The sequence below is a fragment of the Rheinheimera sp. genome, from assembly GCF_037442345.1.
In the GTDB taxonomy this organism is placed as follows: Bacteria; Pseudomonadota; Gammaproteobacteria; order Enterobacterales; family Alteromonadaceae; genus Pararheinheimera.
This window is the reverse complement of record NZ_JBBIQL010000017.1, coordinates 1-19,056: the sequence shown is the minus strand read 5'-3', so window position 1 is coordinate 19,056 and position 19,056 is coordinate 1. Positions and strand designations below refer to the sequence as shown.

The 19,056-nt window shown below is 52.6% G+C and carries 16 protein-coding genes; 11 read left to right on the top strand and 5 right to left on the bottom strand.

The features are described 5' to 3' along the window. Positions 1 to 23 precede the first annotated feature (23 nt). From hrpA to WKJ04_RS11675, 3 genes are all read left to right on the top strand, one after another. Complete coding sequence (gene hrpA, locus WKJ04_RS11685) at positions 24 to 3,905, top strand: ATP-dependent RNA helicase HrpA (RefSeq protein WP_337880582.1); 3,882 nt, start codon at positions 24 to 26, stop codon at positions 3,903 to 3,905. A 67-nt stretch (positions 3,906 to 3,972) separates the two neighbouring features. After that, on the top strand, positions 3,973 to 4,362 hold the full coding sequence (locus WKJ04_RS11680) for a response regulator (RefSeq protein WP_337842073.1): 390 nt from the start codon (positions 3,973 to 3,975) through the stop codon (positions 4,360 to 4,362). Positions 4,363 to 4,460: 98 nt separating this feature from the next. Further along, positions 4,461 to 4,760, top strand: a complete 300-nt coding sequence (locus WKJ04_RS11675) for a PilZ domain-containing protein (protein ID WP_337842072.1) — start codon at positions 4,461 to 4,463, stop codon at positions 4,758 to 4,760. A 49-nt stretch (positions 4,761 to 4,809) separates the two neighbouring features. Here WKJ04_RS11675 and WKJ04_RS11670 read toward each other — a convergent pair whose 3' ends face one another. Then, positions 4,810 to 5,379: a YceI family protein gene (locus tag WKJ04_RS11670; RefSeq protein WP_337880581.1), complete on the bottom strand. Its 570-nt coding sequence runs from the start codon at positions 5,377 to 5,379 to the stop codon at positions 4,810 to 4,812. A gap of 37 nt (positions 5,380 to 5,416) precedes the next feature. Continuing rightward, positions 5,417 to 6,607 (bottom strand): class I SAM-dependent methyltransferase, encoded by a 1,191-nt coding sequence (locus tag WKJ04_RS11665; RefSeq protein WP_337880580.1) that lies wholly within the window; start codon positions 6,605 to 6,607, stop codon positions 5,417 to 5,419. A 111-nt stretch (positions 6,608 to 6,718) separates the two neighbouring features. Between WKJ04_RS11665 and WKJ04_RS11660 the strand changes: the two genes are divergently transcribed. Further along, a complete protein-coding gene (locus WKJ04_RS11660; protein ID WP_337880579.1) occupies positions 6,719 to 7,720 on the top strand; it encodes an NAD(P)H-quinone oxidoreductase in 1,002 nt (333 codons plus the stop codon). A 20-nt stretch (positions 7,721 to 7,740) separates the two neighbouring features. Here WKJ04_RS11660 and WKJ04_RS11655 read toward each other — a convergent pair whose 3' ends face one another. The 3 genes from WKJ04_RS11655 to gltA all read right to left on the bottom strand — a co-directional run bounded on the left by WKJ04_RS11655 (position 7,741) and on the right by gltA (position 10,748). After that, positions 7,741 to 8,187, bottom strand: coding sequence for a SufE family protein (locus WKJ04_RS11655; protein ID WP_337880578.1), 447 nt, complete (start codon positions 8,185 to 8,187; stop codon positions 7,741 to 7,743). Beyond that, on the bottom strand, positions 8,188 to 9,396 hold the full coding sequence (locus WKJ04_RS11650) for a cysteine desulfurase (protein ID WP_337880577.1): 1,209 nt from the start codon (positions 9,394 to 9,396) through the stop codon (positions 8,188 to 8,190). Between the two features lie 71 nt (positions 9,397 to 9,467). Then, a complete protein-coding gene (gene gltA / locus WKJ04_RS11645) occupies positions 9,468 to 10,748 on the bottom strand; it encodes a citrate synthase (protein WP_337842066.1) in 1,281 nt (426 codons plus the stop codon). A gap of 432 nt (positions 10,749 to 11,180) precedes the next feature. Here gltA and sdhC point away from each other — a divergent pair, with 432 nt between their 5' ends. The 7 genes from sdhC to WKJ04_RS11610 all read left to right on the top strand — a co-directional run. Next, positions 11,181 to 11,558, top strand: coding sequence for a succinate dehydrogenase, cytochrome b556 subunit (gene sdhC, locus WKJ04_RS11640; protein ID WP_337880576.1), 378 nt, complete (start codon positions 11,181 to 11,183; stop codon positions 11,556 to 11,558). Then, positions 11,549 to 11,896: a succinate dehydrogenase, hydrophobic membrane anchor protein gene (gene sdhD, locus WKJ04_RS11635; RefSeq protein WP_337880575.1), complete on the top strand. Its 348-nt coding sequence runs from the start codon at positions 11,549 to 11,551 to the stop codon at positions 11,894 to 11,896. The genes sdhC and sdhD overlap by 10 nt, the downstream gene beginning before the upstream one ends. After that, a complete protein-coding gene (gene sdhA, locus WKJ04_RS11630) occupies positions 11,897 to 13,669 on the top strand; it encodes a succinate dehydrogenase flavoprotein subunit (RefSeq protein WP_337880574.1) in 1,773 nt (590 codons plus the stop codon). 12 nt (positions 13,670 to 13,681) lie between these two features. After that, the gene (locus WKJ04_RS11625; RefSeq protein ID WP_337842062.1) at positions 13,682 to 14,401 is read left to right on the top strand and encodes a succinate dehydrogenase iron-sulfur subunit; all 720 of its coding nucleotides are present in this window, start codon (positions 13,682 to 13,684) and stop codon (positions 14,399 to 14,401) included. A 102-nt stretch (positions 14,402 to 14,503) separates the two neighbouring features. Continuing rightward, positions 14,504 to 17,311, top strand: coding sequence for a 2-oxoglutarate dehydrogenase E1 component (locus tag WKJ04_RS11620; protein ID WP_337880573.1), 2,808 nt, complete (start codon positions 14,504 to 14,506; stop codon positions 17,309 to 17,311). Positions 17,312 to 17,449: 138 nt separating this feature from the next. Beyond that, positions 17,450 to 18,643 (top strand): 2-oxoglutarate dehydrogenase complex dihydrolipoyllysine-residue succinyltransferase, encoded by a 1,194-nt coding sequence (gene odhB / locus WKJ04_RS11615; protein WP_337842060.1) that lies wholly within the window; start codon positions 17,450 to 17,452, stop codon positions 18,641 to 18,643. A gap of 145 nt (positions 18,644 to 18,788) precedes the next feature. Then, positions 18,789 to 19,056 (top strand): ATP-grasp domain-containing protein (locus tag WKJ04_RS11610; protein ID WP_337880572.1); only part of this gene is annotated, 268 nt, incomplete at its 3' end.

Genomic DNA, 19,056 nt, shown 5'->3' with positions numbered 1-19,056 from the left:
TGGCGGCCTATTTAAAGAGGACCATGCTGTTGACTGTTTCTATCTCCGCCCTGACTCAGACCCTTGCCAATTGTTTACTGAAAGATCAGTTTAAATTCCGTCAGGCGCTGAAGCGCATCCGTTCTGACCAGAACCCGGAAGAGCAGCAAAAACAGTTGAACCAACTGGCGGAGCGCATGGAGAAATCGGTGCAAAGCCGGGCCAGCCGGCAGGCCGCGATGCCGCGTATTCAGTACCCGGCCGAGTTGCCTGTGGTGGGCAAAAAAGACGAGATCAAAGCCGCCATTGCCAAACACCAGGTGGTAATTATTGCCGGTGAAACAGGCTCAGGCAAAACCACCCAAATTCCTAAAATTTGCCTTGAGCTTGGCCGGGGGGTCGCGGGCTTGATTGGTCATACCCAGCCGCGCAGGCTGGCGGCCCGTTCAGTGTCAGCCCGTCTGGCCGAAGAGTTGTCGGTGGAGCTGGGTCAACAGGTGGGCTTTAAAATCCGTTTTGGTGACCATACTGCGGCCACTACGCTGGTCAAACTGATGACAGACGGTGTGTTGCTGGCAGAAATCCAGCAGGACCGCTTTTTAAACCAATACGACACGCTGATTATCGACGAAGCGCACGAGCGCAGCCTGAATATCGACTTTTTGCTGGGCTATTTGCGGCAATTATTGCCCAAACGGCCTGATCTGAAAGTCATTATTACCTCGGCCACCATAGATCCGCAGCGTTTTTCCAGACACTTTTATGATGCGCCCATTATTGAAGTGTCGGGGCGGACTTACCCGGTCGAAGTGCGGTACAGGCCTGTTGCGGAAAACGACGACAAAGACGCCGATCAGTTGCAGTCGATTTTTGATGCGGTGCAGGAGCTGTATCAGGAGCCACCGGGCGACATTCTGATTTTCTTAAACGGCGAACGGGAGATCCGCGACACGGCCGATGCGCTGGAAAAACTCAAACTGCCCCATACCGAAGTGCTGCCTTTGTATGCGCGGTTAAGCGCGGCCGAACAGAACCGTATTTTTCAAAGTCATGCCGGGCGGCGTATTGTGCTGTCCACCAACGTGGCCGAAACCTCGCTGACAGTGCCGGGCATTCGGTATGTGATTGACCCGGGCACAGCCCGGCTGTCGCGCTACAGTTACCGCTCCAAAGTGCAACAGCTGCCAATTGAAGCCATCAGTCAGGCCAGTGCCAACCAGCGTAAGGGGCGGTGTGGCCGGGTGGCGGCCGGTATCTGTATTCGTTTATACAGCGAAGAGGATTTTATCAGCCGGCCTGAATTTACCGACCCGGAAATTCTGCGCACCAACCTGGCCTCGGTTATTCTGCAAATGCTGGCACTGGGTCTGGGGGATATTCAGGCCTTTCCTTTTATCGAAAAACCCGACAGCCGTTTTATCAACGACGGTGTGAAGCTGCTGGAAGAACTGGGCGCGCTGAAAACCGGTGGAGGCGTGAAAACGCTGCAGCTGACCGAACTGGGTAAACAGCTGTCAAGGCTGCCGGTGGACCCCCGTCTGGCACGTATGGTGCTGACGGCAGCAAAAACCGGCTGTTTGCAGGAAGTACTGGTGATAGTGTCGGCGCTGTCTATTCAGGACCCGCGCGAGCGGCCTTTGGATAAACAACAAAAAGCCGATGAACTGCATGGCCGGTTCAGCGACAACGATTCGGATTTTAATGCCTGGCTGAACCTTTGGGCCTATTTGCAGGCGCAGCAGGAACAGCTGTCGAACAACCAGTTCCGCCGCCTGTGCAAACAGGAACTGCTGAACTACCTGCGGGTGCGGGAATGGCAGGATCTGTATGGCCAGTTGAGCCAAATCTGCACCGAACAGCAATGGACCTTTAACCAGGAGCCAGCCAGTTACCAACAAACCCACAGTGCACTGTTAAGTGGTTTATTGGGCCAGGTGGGCAGCCGGGACAGTGACGCCGATTATCTGGGCCCACGCCAAAGCCGGTTTTATGTGTTTCCAGGCTCAGGGTTATTTAAACGCAAACCCAAATGGGTGATGGCGGCTGAACTGGTGGAAACCTCCAGGCTGTACGCCCGCTCTGTCGCCAAAATTGAGCCTGAGTGGATAGAACCCTTGGCGTTGCACCTGGTCAACCGCAATTACAGCGAACCGCACTGGGAGAAGAAAAAAGGCGCTGTGGTCGCTTATGAACAGGTGTCTTTGTATGGCCTGATTATTGTTGGCCGCCGCCCTGTGCTGTACAGCAAAATTGATCCGGCCGTCTGCCATCAGATCTTTGTGCGTGAGGCGCTGGTTAATCAGGAGCTGGGCCTGAATGAAGGCTTTTTACAGCACAATCAGCGGCTGATTGATGAAGTGACCGAACTGGAAGAGAAATCACGCCGGCGCGATATCCTGGTGGATGAAGACAGCCTGGCGGCTTTTTATGCCGAAAAGGTGCCGGTGTGGGCCAATAACCGCATCGACTTTGCCAAATGGTGGAAAGAGGCCAAAGCCAAGACCCCGAAACTGCTGCATTTTGACCCGGAGCAGTTGCGCCGCCATGCAGCCGCCGATGTCACCGCAGACAAGTTTCCGGAGTTCTGGCGTCAGGGCAATCTGACCTTGCCACTGGATTATCACTTTTCACCTGGGGCGCCGGATGATGGCGTCAGTGTGCTGGTGCCGCTGTCGTTATTGAACCAGCTGGAAGATCAAGGCTTTGACTGGCTGATCCCCGGGCTTCGGCATGACTTGCTGGTCGCGCTGATCAAATGTTTGCCCAAACAATACAGGCGCAACTTTGTGCCGGCACCCAATTACGCCGACGCTCTGCTGCAAAGTATTCAGCCCGATGATGGAAGGCTGCTTGAGGTGATCACGCAGCGCTTAAAACGGATGTCCGGTGTGACGATACCGGAGGACGCCTGGCAACTGAGCGAACTGGACACACACCTGAAAATGAACTTTAAGGTGGTGGACGAGAAAGGACAGACCATAAAACAAAGCCGGTCCCTGTTGCTGCTCAAACAGGAGCTGCAGGGCAAGGTGCAGCAGAACCTGAGCCAGGTGGCGGAGCAGGGCATAGAACAACAGGAGCTCACGCAGTGGAGCTTTGGCCAGCTGCCCAGGGAATATGTGAAACTGCAGGCGGGTTATGAAATTAAGGCTTATCCGGCGCTGGTGGACGATAAAACCTCAGTGTCGATCAAGCTGCTCGACAATCCGGAGCAGGCCAGACATCAATCCCGCTTCGGTCTGCGTCGCTTGTTGTTGCTCAATGTCCCATCGCCTGTCAAATACCTGCAGGAATCGCTGCCGAACAAAGCGAAACTGGGCCTTTACTTTAACCCCTTTGGCAAAGTGCTGGAGCTGATAGATGACTGTATTGCGGCGGCTGTTGATCAGTTGGTGAACGAACACCCGTGGCCGGAGGATGAAGCTCAGTTTTTGTCATTAAAAGAAAAAGTGCGGGCTGAATTGGGAGACGCTGTCGTTAAAATTGCGCTGAAAGTGGAGCAGATCCTGACGCTGTCGCACGATATTCAGAAAAAACTTAAAGGCAAAGTCGATTTAAAGCATGTGCAGGGTCAGGGCGAAATCAAGCAGCAACTGGATGCCTTGGTATTTAAGGGGTTTGTCAGCCAGCATGGCGCAGCGCGGCTGGACAACGTGCTGCGTTATTTGCAGGCAATGCAAAAACGGCAGGAAAAACTGCCGATAGACCCGCACAGAGACCGGCTGATGGCGCTGGAATACGCCAAAGCTGAAGATGCTTACCTGAACCTGTTGGGCAAATACGCCGGACGGGTGGTGCCGGAACCAGTGCAGGAGTTGCGATGGATGCTGGAGGAACTAAAAGTATCTTTGTTTGCTCAAACTCTGGGTACGCCTTATCCGGTTTCGGTAAAACGTATTCTGTTGGCCGTCAATGAACTGAAGTAACGGCTTGGCAAAAACGGAAACAGCTTTTACACTGGGATCTCAGGGACTTGGCGTGGCGGGGAATGCTATGAATGAAATCAGACGTAAACAGGTGATGGTGGTGGATGACGAAGACTTTATGCTGCGTTATCTGGACAGTAACTTGTCACCTTATTACCAGCTGTATTACGCCAAAAGTGGTACTGAAGCGCTGCAACTGGTGCTGGAGACCAAACCTGATTTAGTGCTGATGGACATTTGCATGCCTGGCCTGGATGGCCTGGATACCTGCCGCTTATTAAAAAACGCCCCTGAAACCTGCCATATCCCTGTGCTGATGATGTCCGGTATGGACAGAATGCAGGACGAAGTGCACGCGCTGGATGCAGGGGCCGATGCGTTTGTCAGTAAACCCCTGCATGTACAGCAGGTTCACTCCCTGATTGATGATTTATTGTGCAGTTACGTGCATAAATAAGGCTTTACAGTCATCCGACACTTGTCTATAACAGGGCAGGTTGGCAGAGCGAACCCTTGTAAATCTCCTGCAACCCAACTCGCTCTCAGGTGGAGTTTATGCTCGGACAAAATGATAAGCGCAATTACTTCCGTATGATGGTGAATTCCCAGGTGCAAATCATGATCACAGATCCGGAGACGGGCCGGGTGATCGATGGGATTTGCCGTGATTTAAGTTCAACCGGGATGTCGCTGGAAGTCGACGAGCCGTTGGAAATGGGCATTTTATTGTTTATTAAAATGGAAACCCACAATCCCAGTATTCCGCCTTTGTCGGCACATGCCAAAGTGGTGCGTTGTGCTCAGGAGCATGAAGACTGTTATCAGCTCGGTGTGCAAATTGTAGAGATGAATTAATCCGATAAAAAAGGCGCAGCAAGCTGCGCCCTTAGGTCACAGTTTCAGATCACTGAGTGAACGTCACGCTAAAGCTGACGGGTACCAGTGGGCTGATCATTTTCAGACCGGCCAGTTCACGCAGTTTTTCAATGCCCGCTTCGAGTTTAAATTTGGTCAAATCCAACACTACTGGTGCTGTGGTGTAGACCAGCAATTGCTTGTCAGACAATTTCACGACCTGCAAGGGCGCCGTGATGGTCTGGCTCTGAGCCAACAGGGTCAGGTCGAGTGGCTGTTGTACAGCCAGGGTCTGACCCGCTTTCAGCGCAGCCACTTTGCTCATATCTACTTTGGCTGTGGCGTTGATGGCGGCAAAGTCTTTACTCAGCAGGGTGTATTGTAAAATCCGTTCATTACGCAGCGGGATCTGGGTTTCAATGCCACTGACAGGAATGGACAGAGCCAGCACACCGGCGTCTGACAACGTGCCTTGCAGTTGCTTAAACTGATGCGTTTCGGCCACCAGCTCATTTTTCACTGAAACAAAAGACAAGCTGGACTGCTGGCTGTCCACCGACCAGTCCGCCAGTGCAGAAAAACTTAAAGCCGACGCCAGCAATACGACAATCTTCTTCATACAAATCTCCTTATGGGTCAGCAACAGGCTGACAACATTAATAAATTTTACAAACCAGACCTTTCAGATAATGGCCTTCAGGGTAGAAACTGGCAATAGGGTGATCGCTGGCCTGACTGAGCTTCTCGATAAACAGACAGTCGCGTTGTGCATCCAGCGCCGCGTCGGCGACAATTTTCTGGAACAGCATTTCGTCCATCAGACCTGAACAGCTGAACGTCAGCAACAAGCCACCGGGTTTGACAATTTGCATCGCCACCCGGTTAATGTCTTTATAACCGCGGGCCGCACTCATCAGCTGGGCTTTGCTGTCGGCAAACTTGGGCGGGTCCAGGATCACCATATCAAACTGCTTGCCTTGCTCTTTGTACTGACGCAACAGTTTGAATACGTCCTGTCGGACATTGGTCAGCTGGTTCAGGTTCAATGTATTGAGTTCGATAATTCGTTCCGCTGTTGTCAGTGCCAGCTCAGACATATCGACATTGGTGACATGGCTGGCTCCGGCTTCCAGACAAGCTGAGGCAAAAGTACCGGTGTAACTGAAGCAGTTCAGCACAGTTTTATCTTTGGCGTAACGGGCGGCGGCGGCACGCGAGTCGCGTTGGTCCAGATAAAAACCGGTTTTATGACCGTGAATCACATCCACCATGATCCGCTGGCCACGCTCCAGTATCACCACTTCACCGCTGTCACGTGGCAGATGCAACCAGCCGGTGACCGGCTCCAGGCCTTCTTTTTTACGTACGTCCACATCGGAGCGTTCATAAATGCTGTACCCAGGGAACAGCTCTGTCAGCGCTGCAACCAGTTCGCCACGAAACTTTTCGGCACCGGCAGACAGCAACTGGCAAACCAGAATGTCATTGTACAAATCAATGGTGACACCCGGCAGGCCGTCGGATTCGGCAGCGACTACCCGGACACCATTGGTCTGGTTTAAATCGAATAAATCGGTGCGCACAGCCCAGGCTCGCGCCAGACGACGCCTGAAAAAATCTGCGTCTATCTGTTCCTGCTGATCGAAGGTCCAGATGCGCACCCGGATTTGTGAATCCGGTGAATAGGCGCCACGGCCCAGCCACTGGCCGTCGGCCGACAGCACATCCACTGTATCACCGGTTTTGGGGTTACCCTGAACGGCTTTTACCGCTTTGGAAAACACCCAGGGGTGGCGACGTTTCAGCGATTTTTCGCGGTCAGCTTGTAAAATGATGCTGTGGCTCATAAGTTAGGTCCGGTAAAGTAAAGGTCCATCAAAAGGCGGCCATTTTAGTGAAGCATTGGGCAAAGCTAAAGTAAAACCATAAAAACGGCAGATAAATACAAGGACATAGCCATGGAAAACCTGAGCATCCCGGCGCAGATGCGTTGCATCGAAGTGAAAGATGCAGGGCCGGCCAGCACATTGCAAGTGAACTCAAGGGCGGTTCCGCAACTGCAGGCAAGTCAGGTACTGGTAAAAGTTGCGGCCGCTGGCGTAAACAGGGCCGATCTATTGCAGCGCCAGGGGCTGTATCCACCACCGCCAGGCGAGTCCGACATTTTAGGCCTGGAAGTTGCCGGTACTGTTGTCGCCGCCGCAGACGCAGAGCATCAACCCTGGCTGGGGCAACAGGTGTTTGGCCTGGTGCCGGGCGGCGGTTATGCCGAGTATGTGGCATTGCCTGCCGCGCATCTGATGAAAAAACCACTGGAGTGGAGTTTTAGCCAGGCGGCGGCCTGCGCCGAAGTATTTTTGACTGCATTTCAGGCGATGGCCCAAGTAGGCCATCTGCCTGCACAAGGACGCTTATTGGTGCATGCCGGAGCCAGTGGTGTCGGCACTGCCGCTATACAACTGGGAAAATTGTTCGGGGCTACAGTCGCAGTGACAGTGGGGGCCGACGAGAAAGCTCAGGCTTGCCTGGCGCTTGGTGCTGATTATGCGGTGAATTACCGGGTGCAGGATTTTGTTACTGCATTCAAACAGCTGACCCCCGCCGGTTTTGATCTGGTGATTGACCCTGTCGCCGGCGACTATCTGAACAAAGACCTGCAACTGCTGGCCATGGACGGACAAATCGTGGTGTTGTCGATGCTGGGTGGTCGGTATGCCAGGGAGCTGGATATGGCACTGATGCTGAAAAAACGTGGTCAGCTGCTGTGTTCCACTTTGCGTAACCGCCCGGATGCCTATAAAGCGCAGCTAATCCAACAGTTTTTAGCACGTTGCGGCGAAAATTTAGGTCAAGGCCTGCAGCCTGTTGTGGCAAAGACCTTTAGCTTCGCCGACGCGGAACAGGCCCATGCGTTGCTGCAAAGCAATGCGGTGACAGGCAAACTGGTGCTTTGCTGGTAAAATCAGGCGCGACAGCCCGCTTAAGGTTGAGTCTGCTGTTTGACCCTGTGCAACACCGCATAGAGGCCGTTGTTGCGCGAGGGGCTGAGGTTTTGAGCCAGCTGCAATTGGGCCAGTTGCTGAGCAGCTAAATCAAACTTCAGTTCGCCACTGGTTTGGCCATTTAACTGACAGAGCAACACACAAGCCAGGCCTTTAATAATGCGGGCGTCACTGTCAAAGGCCCAATAATGCCGCTGCGTGACTGCATCTTTGTGATGGACCAGCCAAAACTGACTTTCACAGCCCTGAACTTTCAGTTCATCCCGTTTCAGCTCGTCCGGCAGGGCGGGCAGCAGTTTGCCTAACTGCATTAAAGACCTGTATTTCGCCTGCCAGTCGTTGCTTTGTTGCAGCAGCGGCAGCTGCACCTGCAAAATGGTATCCAGCGCCACCGCTGTATTTGTAAAGATGTCTTGTCGGACCACTTAAAAGAACTCCGGTAATTTCGTCAGTATGTCGATACTTTGCGCAATTTCAGTGACAGTTGTGTAACCAGCCAGCGATAAACGTACCGCCCCTTTGACATTAAGCTGCTGAAAAAGCGGCATAGCGCAATGCGTGCCAGCCCGGGCAGCCAGTTTAAACTGGTTCAGCACTTCGGCCACGTCCGCAGGATGCTCATTTTTCAGGTTAAACAGCAGGATCCCTGCGTTGAGATCGGGCTCTGACAACAGCTCCAGTCCGGGGATCTGCATACAGGCTGCATAAAGTTGGCGTAACAGCTGGGTTTTATGCAATTTTAAGCCTTGTTGGTCCTGTTTCTGCAACCATGCAATAGCAGCAGCCAGGCCAACAGCACCGGCCATATTGGGCGTGCCGGCTTCCAACCGGTAAGGCAGGGCGGCAAAACTAACACTATCCAGGCTGACATGCTGGATCATCTCACCACCACCAAACAGCGGGCGCAGCTGCTCCAGCAATTGTTTTTTGGCGCACAACACGCCAATACCTGTGGGGCCGTAGAGTTTATGGCCTGAGAAAATATAGGCGTCTATATCCAATTGCTGCAGATCGGGTTGTTGCCAGACCACGCCCTGGGCACCGTCTACCACCACCAGGGCACCAGCGGCTTTGGCCATCTTCACCATCTGCTCCATCGGTTGGATATGACCCAACGCATTGGACACCTGAGCAAAACTGACGACTTTCGGCTGGCGTTGTAATAATTGCTGGTAGGCGGTCAAATCCAGCCTGTTGTGCTGGTCTAATGGTACAAAATCAAGCTCAATACCGGCAGATTTGGCATGCAGCTGCCAGGGGACCAGGTTGGCATGATGTTCCAGTACCGTCAGCAGCACCCGATCGCCCGGCTTAAGTACAGTGCCTGTCAGGCCAAACACCAATTGGTTAAATGCGGCGGTGGCACCACTCTGGAAAATCACCTGATGGCTCGAACCTGCATTCAGAAACTGTGCAACTGTCTGGCGAGACTGTTCAAAAGCGGCAGTGGCCAGCTGGCTTAAGCCATGGGCGGAGCGGTGAACGTTGCTGTTCTGGGTCAGATAAAACTGCTGTTCTGCCGCAAGGACTGCTGCAGGCTTGTGCATGGTGGCGGCGTTATCCAGGTAGATCCACTCCGGATGCTGCTGAAAAAAGCCAAACTCGGCGCGAAAAAGCTCTGCTGAAAAAGTCACATGTCAGGCCTCTGAAAACACAAAGGCCGGATTTTAACATCCGGCCTTTGTTATGCTAAGTGCTTTCTGACTTAGTCTTTTTTCACGAAATCGCGCTGAGTGTAACCGGTGTACAGCTGACGTGGGCGGCCAATTTTGTGGCCTTTGTCAGACAGCATCTCATCCCAGTGAGAAATCCAGCCAACAGTGCGGGACATCGCAAAAATTACGGTGAACATGCTGGTTGGAATGCCGATGGCTTTGAGGATGATACCTGAGTAGAAATCCACGTTCGGGTACAGTTTCTTCTCAATGAAGTAGGGGTCTGACAGCGCAATACGCTCCAGCTCCATGGCTACATCCAGCAGCGGGTCTTTGATATTCAGTTCTTTCAGCACGTCGTGGCAGGTTTCACGCATGACTTTGGCGCGTGGGTCAAAGTTTTTGTACACGCGGTGACCGAAGCCCATCAGACGGAAGCTGTCGTTTTTGTCTTTGGCACGGGCCACAAACTCAGGAATACGGTCCACAGAACCGATTTCCTGCAACATCTTCAGGCAGGCTTCATTGGCACCGCCGTGTGCAGGGCCCCACAGAGACGCCACACCGGCAGCGATACAGGCATAAGGATTCGCGCCTGAAGAACCGGCTAAACGCACTGTAGAGGTGGACGCGTTTTGTTCGTGGTCCGCATGCAGCATGAAAATGCGGTCCATGGCTTTGGCCAGCGTTGGGCTGACTTTGTAATCTTCTGCCGGCACAGAGAACATCATGTGCAGGAAGTTTTCGGCGTAGCTCAGGTCGTTCCGTGGATACACGAATGGCTGACCGACAGTGTATTTGTAGGCCATAGCCGCAATGGTTGGCAGCTTGGCAATTAAACGGTGGGCAGAGCGCTTACGCTGTGCCGGGTCGTTGATGTCCAGGTCAGAGTGGTAGAAAGACGACATAGCGCCCACGACACCACAGAGCATGGCCATGGGGTGTGCGTCGACACGGAAACCCTGGAAGAACGACGCCAGCTTTTCATGCACCATGGTATGGCGGGTAATGGTATGAACAAAGTGTTCGTACTCAGCCTTGCCCGGCAATTCGCCTTCCAGCAACAGGTAGCACAGCTCTAAATAGTCTGACTTTTCAGCCAGTTGTTCAATTGGGTAACCACGGTGTAATAACACGCCGTTGTCGCCATCAATGTAGGTGATTTTTGATTCACAGGAGCCGGTGGCCATAAAGCCTGGATCGAAGGTGAAGTAACCGTGTTGACCTAAAGTACGGATGTCAATTACGTCGGTGCCAGCTGAGCCAGAGTAAATGGGGAGCTCGATAGGGGCCTGGCCTTCGATCTGCAAGACAGCTTTTTTGCCTGTCATTGGATTTCTCCTGTTTTTAATTGGGTTGAACCTTTATCGCGGCTATTCTAACGTCAACCGCAGAGTAAAAGTCAATTTTAATGCGCGAATGCATAATAAGTATTCGACTCTGGTCGTATTGCCTGATTTTGCACATTCGTTAGGCTAAACCGATTGATCTTTTCTATAACTTGATGCAGCGGGTTTTAGGAATAAACCACTTGGGTCGCTTTTGTAGGAAGAATTTAAGATTTGGATTCAAATGTAAATTGTAATCCGAATTAGCGAAATATATACTGTCGCGGGTTTTTAAACCTGTTCAGTGCTTGATAGATAAGACCCTGGCTGAACCTCTCAAAGCGAAAGCCTGTATATCCATTGGGCGTTGACTGAGTAATCAGCAACAAATAATGACAACAAAGCTCGTAAAAGGGCGTCGATGGGCAAGAAACTGTGAAAAAGCAAAGACCTGTAAATCTCGACCTTACAACTATCTCTTTTCCTGCGTCTGCCAGTGCCTCCATTCTTCACCGTGTAACGGGCGTTGCCATGTTCTTTGCACTGGTGTTCGTAATTTGGGCCTGGGCAGTGTCTCTGTCTTCTCCGGAAGGCTTCGAGACCGTCAAATCTGTAATGCAATCCTTTATTGCCAAGTTTATTGCTTGGGGCACTATCACAGTGCTGACCTATCACATTCTGGGTGGTTTGCGTCACCTGGTGATGGACATGGGCCACTGGGAAGAGCTGGAGTCTGGTAACACCAGCGCCAAAGTGACGATCGCATTGTGGATTGTATTAGCAGTAGTAGCAGGAGTGTGGTTATGGTTCTGAATCAAGCCAGTTTAAAGCGTGACGGTGTTCAGGATTATGTCTCGCTGCGTGCAACAGCCATCATTCTGACGTTGTACACCTTGTTTATTCTGGGTTATTTCCTCTGTACACCAGAAGTGACCTACGACAGCTGGAAAGGGCTGTTTTCCAACGTATTAGTGAAAGCCTGTACTTTATTAGCCTTAGTTTGTATCGCGGTTCATACCAAAATCGGTTTATGGCAGGTGTTGACTGACTACGTCAAAAACGCCCGTCTGCGCGCTGTGCTGCAGTTTTTACTGTACACGCTGGCTTTCGGTTATGTAGCTGTCGGTCTCTTTGTTTTGTGGGGTGTTTAAGTGGCTATTCCAGTACGCGAATTTGATGCCGTGGTGATCGGCGCAGGTGGCGCAGGTATGCGCGCCGCATTGCAAATCACTCAATCAGGCCTGACCTGTGCCTTGTTATCTAAAGTCTTCCCAACCCGTTCTCACACGGTGTCTGCCCAGGGTGGTATCACAGTTGCGTTAGGCAACTCGCACCCGGATAACTGGGAATGGCATATGTTCGATACCGTGAAAGGTTCTGACTACATCGGTGACCAGGACGCGATCGAATACATGTGTAAAACTGGCCCGGAAGCCATCACTGAACTGGAGAACATGGGGTTGCCTTTCTCCCGTTTTGAGAATGGCCGTGTCTACCAGCGTCCTTTTGGTGGTCAGTCGAAGAATTTCGGTGGCGAACAGGCTGCCCGTACTGCCGCTGCAGCGGACCGTACAGGTCACGCCTTATTGCACCTGCTGTACCAACAAAACGTGAAGAACAAAACTCAGGTGTTTTCTGAGTGGTATGCCCTGGATCTGGTAAAAAACCAGGATGGCGCAGTGGTCGGTTGTACCGCTATCGACATTGAATCCGGTGAAATCGTCTACTTCAAATCCCGTGCTGTGGTTCTGGCCACAGGTGGTGCGGGCCGTATCTTTGCATCAACCACCAACGCGCACATCAATACAGGTGACGGCGTGGGGATGGCACTGCGTGCAGGCGTGCCGATGCAGGATATGGAAATGTGGCAGTTCCACCCGACAGGTATTGCCGGTGCCGGCGTACTGGTGACAGAAGGCTGTCGCGGTGAAGGCGGTTACCTGCTGAACAAAGACGGTGAACGTTTTATGGAACGTTATGCGCCAAACGCCAAAGACCTGGCCGGCCGTGACGTGGTTGCCCGTTCTATGATGACAGAAATCCGTGAAGGCCGCGGCTGTGACGGTCCTTGGGGCCCACACATCAAGCTGAAGCTGGACCACCTGGGTGAAGAAGTGCTGGAAAGCCGTCTGCCAGGTATCTGTGAACTGTCCCGTACTTTCGCGCACGTGGACCCGGTGAAAGAACCAATTCCTGTGATCCCAACCTGTCACTACATGATGGGTGGTGTGCCGACTAACGTGCATGGTCAGGCACTGCGTCCAACAGCAGATGGCCGTGAAGAAGTGATCCCAGGGTTATTTGCCTGTGGTGAAATCGCTTGTGTGTCTGTGCACGGTGCCAACCGTCTGGGTGGTAACTCGTTACTTGACCTGGTGGTGTTCGGTCGTGCAACTGGCTTGCACCTGGGCGAAGCTCTGGCGGCAACCTCTGAATACCGTGCTGCCTCAGACTCTGATCTGCAAGCCTCGTTGGCCCGTACTCAACGTTGGGAAGACAGCAAACCAGGTCAGGGTGAAGATCCGGCGCAAATCAAAAAAGACTTACAGCAGTGTATGCAGCTGAACTTCTCGGTATTCCGTGAAGGTGCGGCTATGGCTGAAGGCTTAGAGCAGTTAAAAGTGATCCGCGAGCGTCTGAAGTATGCCCGTCTGGACGACAAGAGCAAAGAGTTCAACACTCAGCGCATTGAATGTCTGGAACTGGACAACCTGATGGAAACCGCTTTCTCTACTGCAGTTGCTGCCAACTACAGAACGGAGAGCCGTGGCGCCCATGCCCGGTTTGACTTCCCGGATCGTGACGACGAGAACTGGTTATGCCACAGCGTTTATTCGCCTGAGACTGAATCAATGTTTAAGCGCAAAGTGAATATGGAAACCAAGTTCCGTCCGGCTTTCCCACCTAAAGCCCGTACTTATTAAGAGGGATACAGAATGAATAAGTTAGTATTCTCTATCTATCGCTATAACCCAGATGTGGATACGGCGCCACGGATGCAGGACTATGTGCTGGACAATCCGGAAGGCCGTGACATGATGGTGTTGGATGCCCTGTTGAAATTAAAAGAACAGGACCCAACCTTAAGCTTCCGTCGCAGCTGCCGTGAGGGCGTTTGTGGTTCAGACGGTCTGAATATGAACGGTAAAAACGGTCTGGCCTGTATCACTCCATTGTCTGCTTTAGGCAAGGGCAAAGGCGGCAAGCTGGTCATTCGTCCGCTGCCGGGTTTACCTGTGGTACGGGACCTGGTGGTCGATATGACCCAGTTCTACACTCAGTATGAAAAAGTCAAACCTTACCTGATCAATGATGGTCTGCCGCCTGCCGGTGAATACCTGCAGTCGCCGGAAGAGCGTGAGAAGTTAGACGGCCTGTACGAGTGTATTCTGTGTGCCTGCTGTTCAACCTCTTGTCCTTCATTCTGGTGGAACCCGGACAAGTTTATCGGCCCAGCGGGTCTGTTGCACGCGTACCGCTTCCTGGCGGACAGCCGCGACACGGCCACTGAGCAACGTTTAAACGATTTGGATGACGCGTTCAGCGTGTTCCGCTGCCATGGCATCATGAACTGTGTCAACGTATGTCCAAAAGGATTGAACCCGACCAAGGCCATTGGTCAAATCAAATCCATGTTATTAAACCGGGCGCTGTAAAGCGCCCTTCGTTAGTTCAAAGTCGAAAAATAAGCCTTGGTGAAAATCATCAAGCAATAGCATTGCTAGTTTTTCCAGGTGCTTCGAATAAAGGGAAACCAAATGCACGAAGGTGTAATGAAGGCGTGGTTAGAGTCTTCGCACTTAGGCGGTGGCAACATGGCCTATGTGGACGAACTCTATGAATCCTACTTAGCCGACCCGGCTAGTGTTGACGAAGAATGGCGTCAGTTTTTTGCCAGCCTTCCGAAGATTGACGGTGTTGATCTTGAAACCCGCCACAGCGATGTCCGCGCTCAGTTCTTAGATTTGGCGAAAAACAAACACCGTGAAGTCATTACGGTGGCAGGCGGTGGTGCTGATCAGCGTCAGGTAAAAGTACTGCAACTGATTAACGCCTTCCGTTTCCGTGGCCATCAACACGCCAATCTCGACCCTTTAAACCTGTGGAAACAACCACGGGTGCGTGATCTGGAATTATCTCACCACGATCTGACCGAAGCCGACTTTGACAGTGAATTTAACGTAGGCTCCTTCGCCGGCGGTGAAACCAGCATGAAGCTGGGCGATCTGTACAAAGCCCTGGAGCGTACCTATTGCGGCACCATTGGTGCTGAGTACATGCACATTGTATCGACTGACGAAAAGCGCTGGATCCAGCAACGTCTGGAGTCTGTGCAGTCGCAGGCCAATTACAGCAAAGAACAGAAGCTGCAGATCCTGAAAAACCTGGTAGCAGCTGACGGCCTGGAGAAATACCTGGCCTCCAAGTTCCCTGGCGCGAAGCGCTTTGGTCTGGAAGGTGGTGACGCCTTAGTGCCAATGCTGAAAGCGATGATCCACCGTGCCGGTGAGCAGGGTGCCAAAGATTGTGTGATCGGTATGGCCCACCGCGGTCGTCTGAACACCCTGATCAACGTGCTGGGCAAAAACCCAAGCAAACTGTTCGACGAATTTGCCGGTAAATACGAAGTAGTCGGTGCCGGTGACGTGAAATACCACATGGGTTTCTCGTCAGATTTCGAAACCAAAGGCGGTAATGTGCATTTGGCACTGGCCTTTAACCCGTCTCACCTGGAAATCGTTAATCCGGTGGTGATGGGCTCGGTGCGTGCCCGTTTAGACCGTCGCGGTTGCGTCGATGGTTCTATGGCACTGCCCATCACCATTCACGGTGATTCTGCCTTTGCAGGCCAGGGGGTGGTGGCAGAGACCTTCAACATCTCTCAGACCCGTGCGTTCAAAGTGGGTGGTTCTATCCGTATCGTGGTAAACAACCAGGTTGGTTTCACCACGTCAAACCCGGAAGATACCCGTTCTACACCTTACTGTACTGACATTGCCAAGATGGTGCAGGCACCAATTTTCCACGTGAATGGCGACGACCCGGAAGCCGTGGTTTTTGTGGCCCAGTTAGCTGTGGATTACCGCAACACCTTTAAACGTGACGTGGTGATTGACCTGGTTTGTTACCGTCGTAACGGTCACAACGAAGCGGACGAGCCCAATGCAACCCAGCCGCTGATGTACCAGAAAATCAAAAAACACCCGACGCCACGTGAACTCTATGCACAGAAACTGGCGCTGGAAGGTGTGATTGCTGCAGACGAAGTGCAGAAGCTGATCGACGGCTACCGTGACGCGCTGGATAAAGGCGACTGCGTGGTGGAAGAATGGCGTCCTATGACTGAAAGCATGGCCGACTGGACTCCCTACATTGGTAAAGACTGGGATGTGCCTTACGACGCCGCTTTACCAGTGGAGAAGCTGGTGGATTTAGGCAATAAAGCCATTCAGTTCCCGGAATCTCACACACTGCAACGTCAGGTTGGCAAAGTGTACGAAGACCGTGCATTAATGCTCAAAGGCGAGAAGAAAATTGACTGGGGCTTTGCCGAAATTCTGGCATACGCTTCTATCGTGGGTGCAGGTAACCGTATCCGCATCGTCGGTCAGGATTCTGGCCGTGGTACCTTCTTCCACCGTCATGCGGTGCTGCACAGCCAGGCAGACGCTTCTGTGTATATACCACTGGAGCACATCAGTGCCGACCAGGGCCCGTTCCAGGTGTATGACTCAGCGCTGTCTGAAGAGGCCGTGCTGGCATTCGAATACGGTTATGCCACTGCTGAACCGACTGCACTGGTCATTTGGGAAGGCCAGTTTGGTGACTTCGCCAACGGTGCTCAGGTGGTGATCGACCAGTTCTTAAGCTCAGGCGAGCAGAAGTGGGGCCGGTTGTGCGGTTTAACCCTGTTACTGCCTCATGGGTATGAAGGCCAGGGCCCGGAACACTCTTCAGCCCGTCTGGAGCGTTTCCTGCAATTATGTGCTGACCACAATATGCAAGTGGTGGTGCCGTCTACACCAGCGCAGGTGTTTGCGATGATCCGCCGTCAGATGGTGCGCCCACTGCGCCGGCCACTCATTGTGATGTCGCCAAAGTCGCTGCTGCGCCACCCATTAGCCACCTCTTCACTGGAAGAGCTGGCCAGCGGTGTGTTCCACAACGTGATTGGTGAAATCGACCCACTCAAGCCAAGCGACGTGAAACGCGTGGTGATGTGTAGCGGTAAAGTGTATTACGATCTGCTGGACGAGCGCCGTAAACGCAATATCACCGATATTGCCATTGTACGGATTGAACAGCTGTATCCGTTCCCGGCGGCAGAAATGGCCGAAGCACTGAAAGATTACCAGCACGTCAAAGATTTTGTCTGGTGTCAGGAAGAACCGCAGAACCAGGGCGCCTGGTACTGCAGTCAGCACCACTTCTGGGCGTCAGTCCCGGCCGGTGCCAAGCTGACTTATGCTGGCCGTGAGGCATCGTCCTCTCCGGCAGTTGGTTACCTGTCCGTTCATAACAAGCAACAACAGGCTTTGGTGAACGCAGCTCTGACTCTTGTGTAACTGAAAAGCGCGGTCTGGAACCGCGCTTTGCTGTATCCCAGTCAGGGGCCGGTTTGCGGACCTCTGACTTTGGCTTTTAGCTGCCAGCAGAATGCTGGCAGATGAAACTGAACTCTGACCAATAGAATAGGTGACAAAGTGGAAATTAAAGTCCCGGTACTTCCAGAATCAGTTGCTGATGCAACAATCGCCACCTGGCATGTAAAAACAGGTGAAGCCGTAAGCCGTGACCAGGTACTGGTCGATATCGAAACAGACAAAGTGGTGTTAGAAGTGGTTGCTCAGGCCGATGGCGTGATGGGCGACATTCTGCACGACGAAGGCGCTACAGTGCTGGCTGAACAAGTCATTGGTCACCTGAACGCCGGTGCGGCGGCTGCTGCACCAGCCGCCGCTGCCCCTGCAGCAGCTCCGGCTGCTGAAGCTGCTGACAGCGACGACGTATTAACGCCGTCTGTTCGCCGCCTCATTGCTGAAAAAGGCTTAGACGCCAGCAAAATCAAAGGCTCAGGTAAAAACGGCCGTGTGACCAAAGAAGACGTAGAGAAATTCCTGGCTGGCGCGCCAGCTGCCGCGGCTCCGGCCAAAGCCGCTCCTGCTGCTGCCGCAGTAGTAGCACCAGTCACGGGTGACCGTTCACAGAAACGTGTGCCTATGACACGTCTGCGTAAGACCATTGCCAACCGTCTGCTGGAAGCGAAAAACAGCACGGCCATGCTGACCACCTTCAACGAAGTGAACATGAAGCCAATCATGGACCTGCGTAAGCAGTACCAGGACGTGTTCGAGAAGAAACACGGCATCCGTTTAGGTTTCATGTCGTTCTACGTGAAAGCCGTGACTGAAGCGCTGAAACGCTTCCCAGAAGTGAACGCCGCTATTGATGGCGATGACATTGTGTACCACAACTTCTTCGACGTCAGCATTGCGGTGTCTACACCACGTGGCCTGGTCACGCCAGTTCTGCGTGACTGTGACAAGCTGAACCTGGCTGAAATCGAAAAAGGTATCAAAGACTTAGCCATTAAAGGCCGTGACGGCAAACTGGCCATGGACGACCTGACTGGTGGTAACTTCACCATCACCAACGGTGGTGTGTTTGGTTCTCTGATGTCAACGCCCATCATCAACCCACCACAATCCGCTATTCTGGGTATGCACAAAATCCAGGACCGCGTGATGGTGGTGGACGGCAAAATGGAAATTCTGCCAATGATGTACCTGGCTCTGTCATACGACCACCGTATTATCGATGGGAAAGAGTCTGTCGGTTTCCTGGTGACTGTGAAAGAGTTGCTGGAAGACCCAACCCGTATTCTGCTGGATATCTAATTTCAGCGAACAGGTAAAAAAATGCCGGTTTATTTGTACCCCCGGCATTTTTTATCGAACCGATCGGCACTATAATCGGCGCCGGTTTTAAATCTGGCTGCATCCCCCGGTGCAGCCTTAATGTCAAAATGAACGGAAAATAGCCATGAATTTGCACGAGTATCAGGGGAAGCAGCTGTTTGCCCAATATGGTTTGCCTGTATCTAAAGGCATCGCCGCAGCCACTGTTGAAGAAGCAGTTGCAGCAGCTGATCAGATCGGCGGCGACATGTTTGTTGTTAAAGCTCAGGTTCACGCTGGTGGCCGCGGTAAAGCGGGCGGTGTGAAGCTGGTTAAGAGCAAAGACGAAATCCGCGCTTTCGCAGAAAAATGGCTGGGTAAGAATCTGGTAACTTACCAGACAGACGAAAAAG

Coding starts and splice junctions, on each gene's coding strand:
- WKJ04_RS11625 (WP_337842062.1), top strand. CDS start 13,682: ATGAATAAGTTAGTATTCTCTATCTATCGCTATAACCCAGATGTGGAT.
- WKJ04_RS11670 (WP_337880581.1), bottom strand. CDS start 5,379: ATGAAGAAGATTGTCGTATTGCTGGCGTCGGCTTTAAGTTTTTCTGCA.
- WKJ04_RS11620 (WP_337880573.1), top strand. CDS start 14,504: ATGCACGAAGGTGTAATGAAGGCGTGGTTAGAGTCTTCGCACTTAGGC.
- WKJ04_RS11675 (WP_337842072.1), top strand. CDS start 4,461: ATGCTCGGACAAAATGATAAGCGCAATTACTTCCGTATGATGGTGAAT.
- WKJ04_RS11680 (WP_337842073.1), top strand. CDS start 3,973: ATGAATGAAATCAGACGTAAACAGGTGATGGTGGTGGATGACGAAGAC.
- hrpA (WP_337880582.1), top strand. CDS start 24: ATGCTGTTGACTGTTTCTATCTCCGCCCTGACTCAGACCCTTGCCAAT.
- gltA (WP_337842066.1), bottom strand. CDS start 10,748: ATGACAGGCAAAAAAGCTGTCTTGCAGATCGAAGGCCAGGCCCCTATC.
- WKJ04_RS11665 (WP_337880580.1), bottom strand. CDS start 6,607: ATGAGCCACAGCATCATTTTACAAGCTGACCGCGAAAAATCGCTGAAA.
- sdhD (WP_337880575.1), top strand. CDS start 11,549: ATGGTTCTGAATCAAGCCAGTTTAAAGCGTGACGGTGTTCAGGATTAT.
- WKJ04_RS11660 (WP_337880579.1), top strand. CDS start 6,719: ATGGAAAACCTGAGCATCCCGGCGCAGATGCGTTGCATCGAAGTGAAA.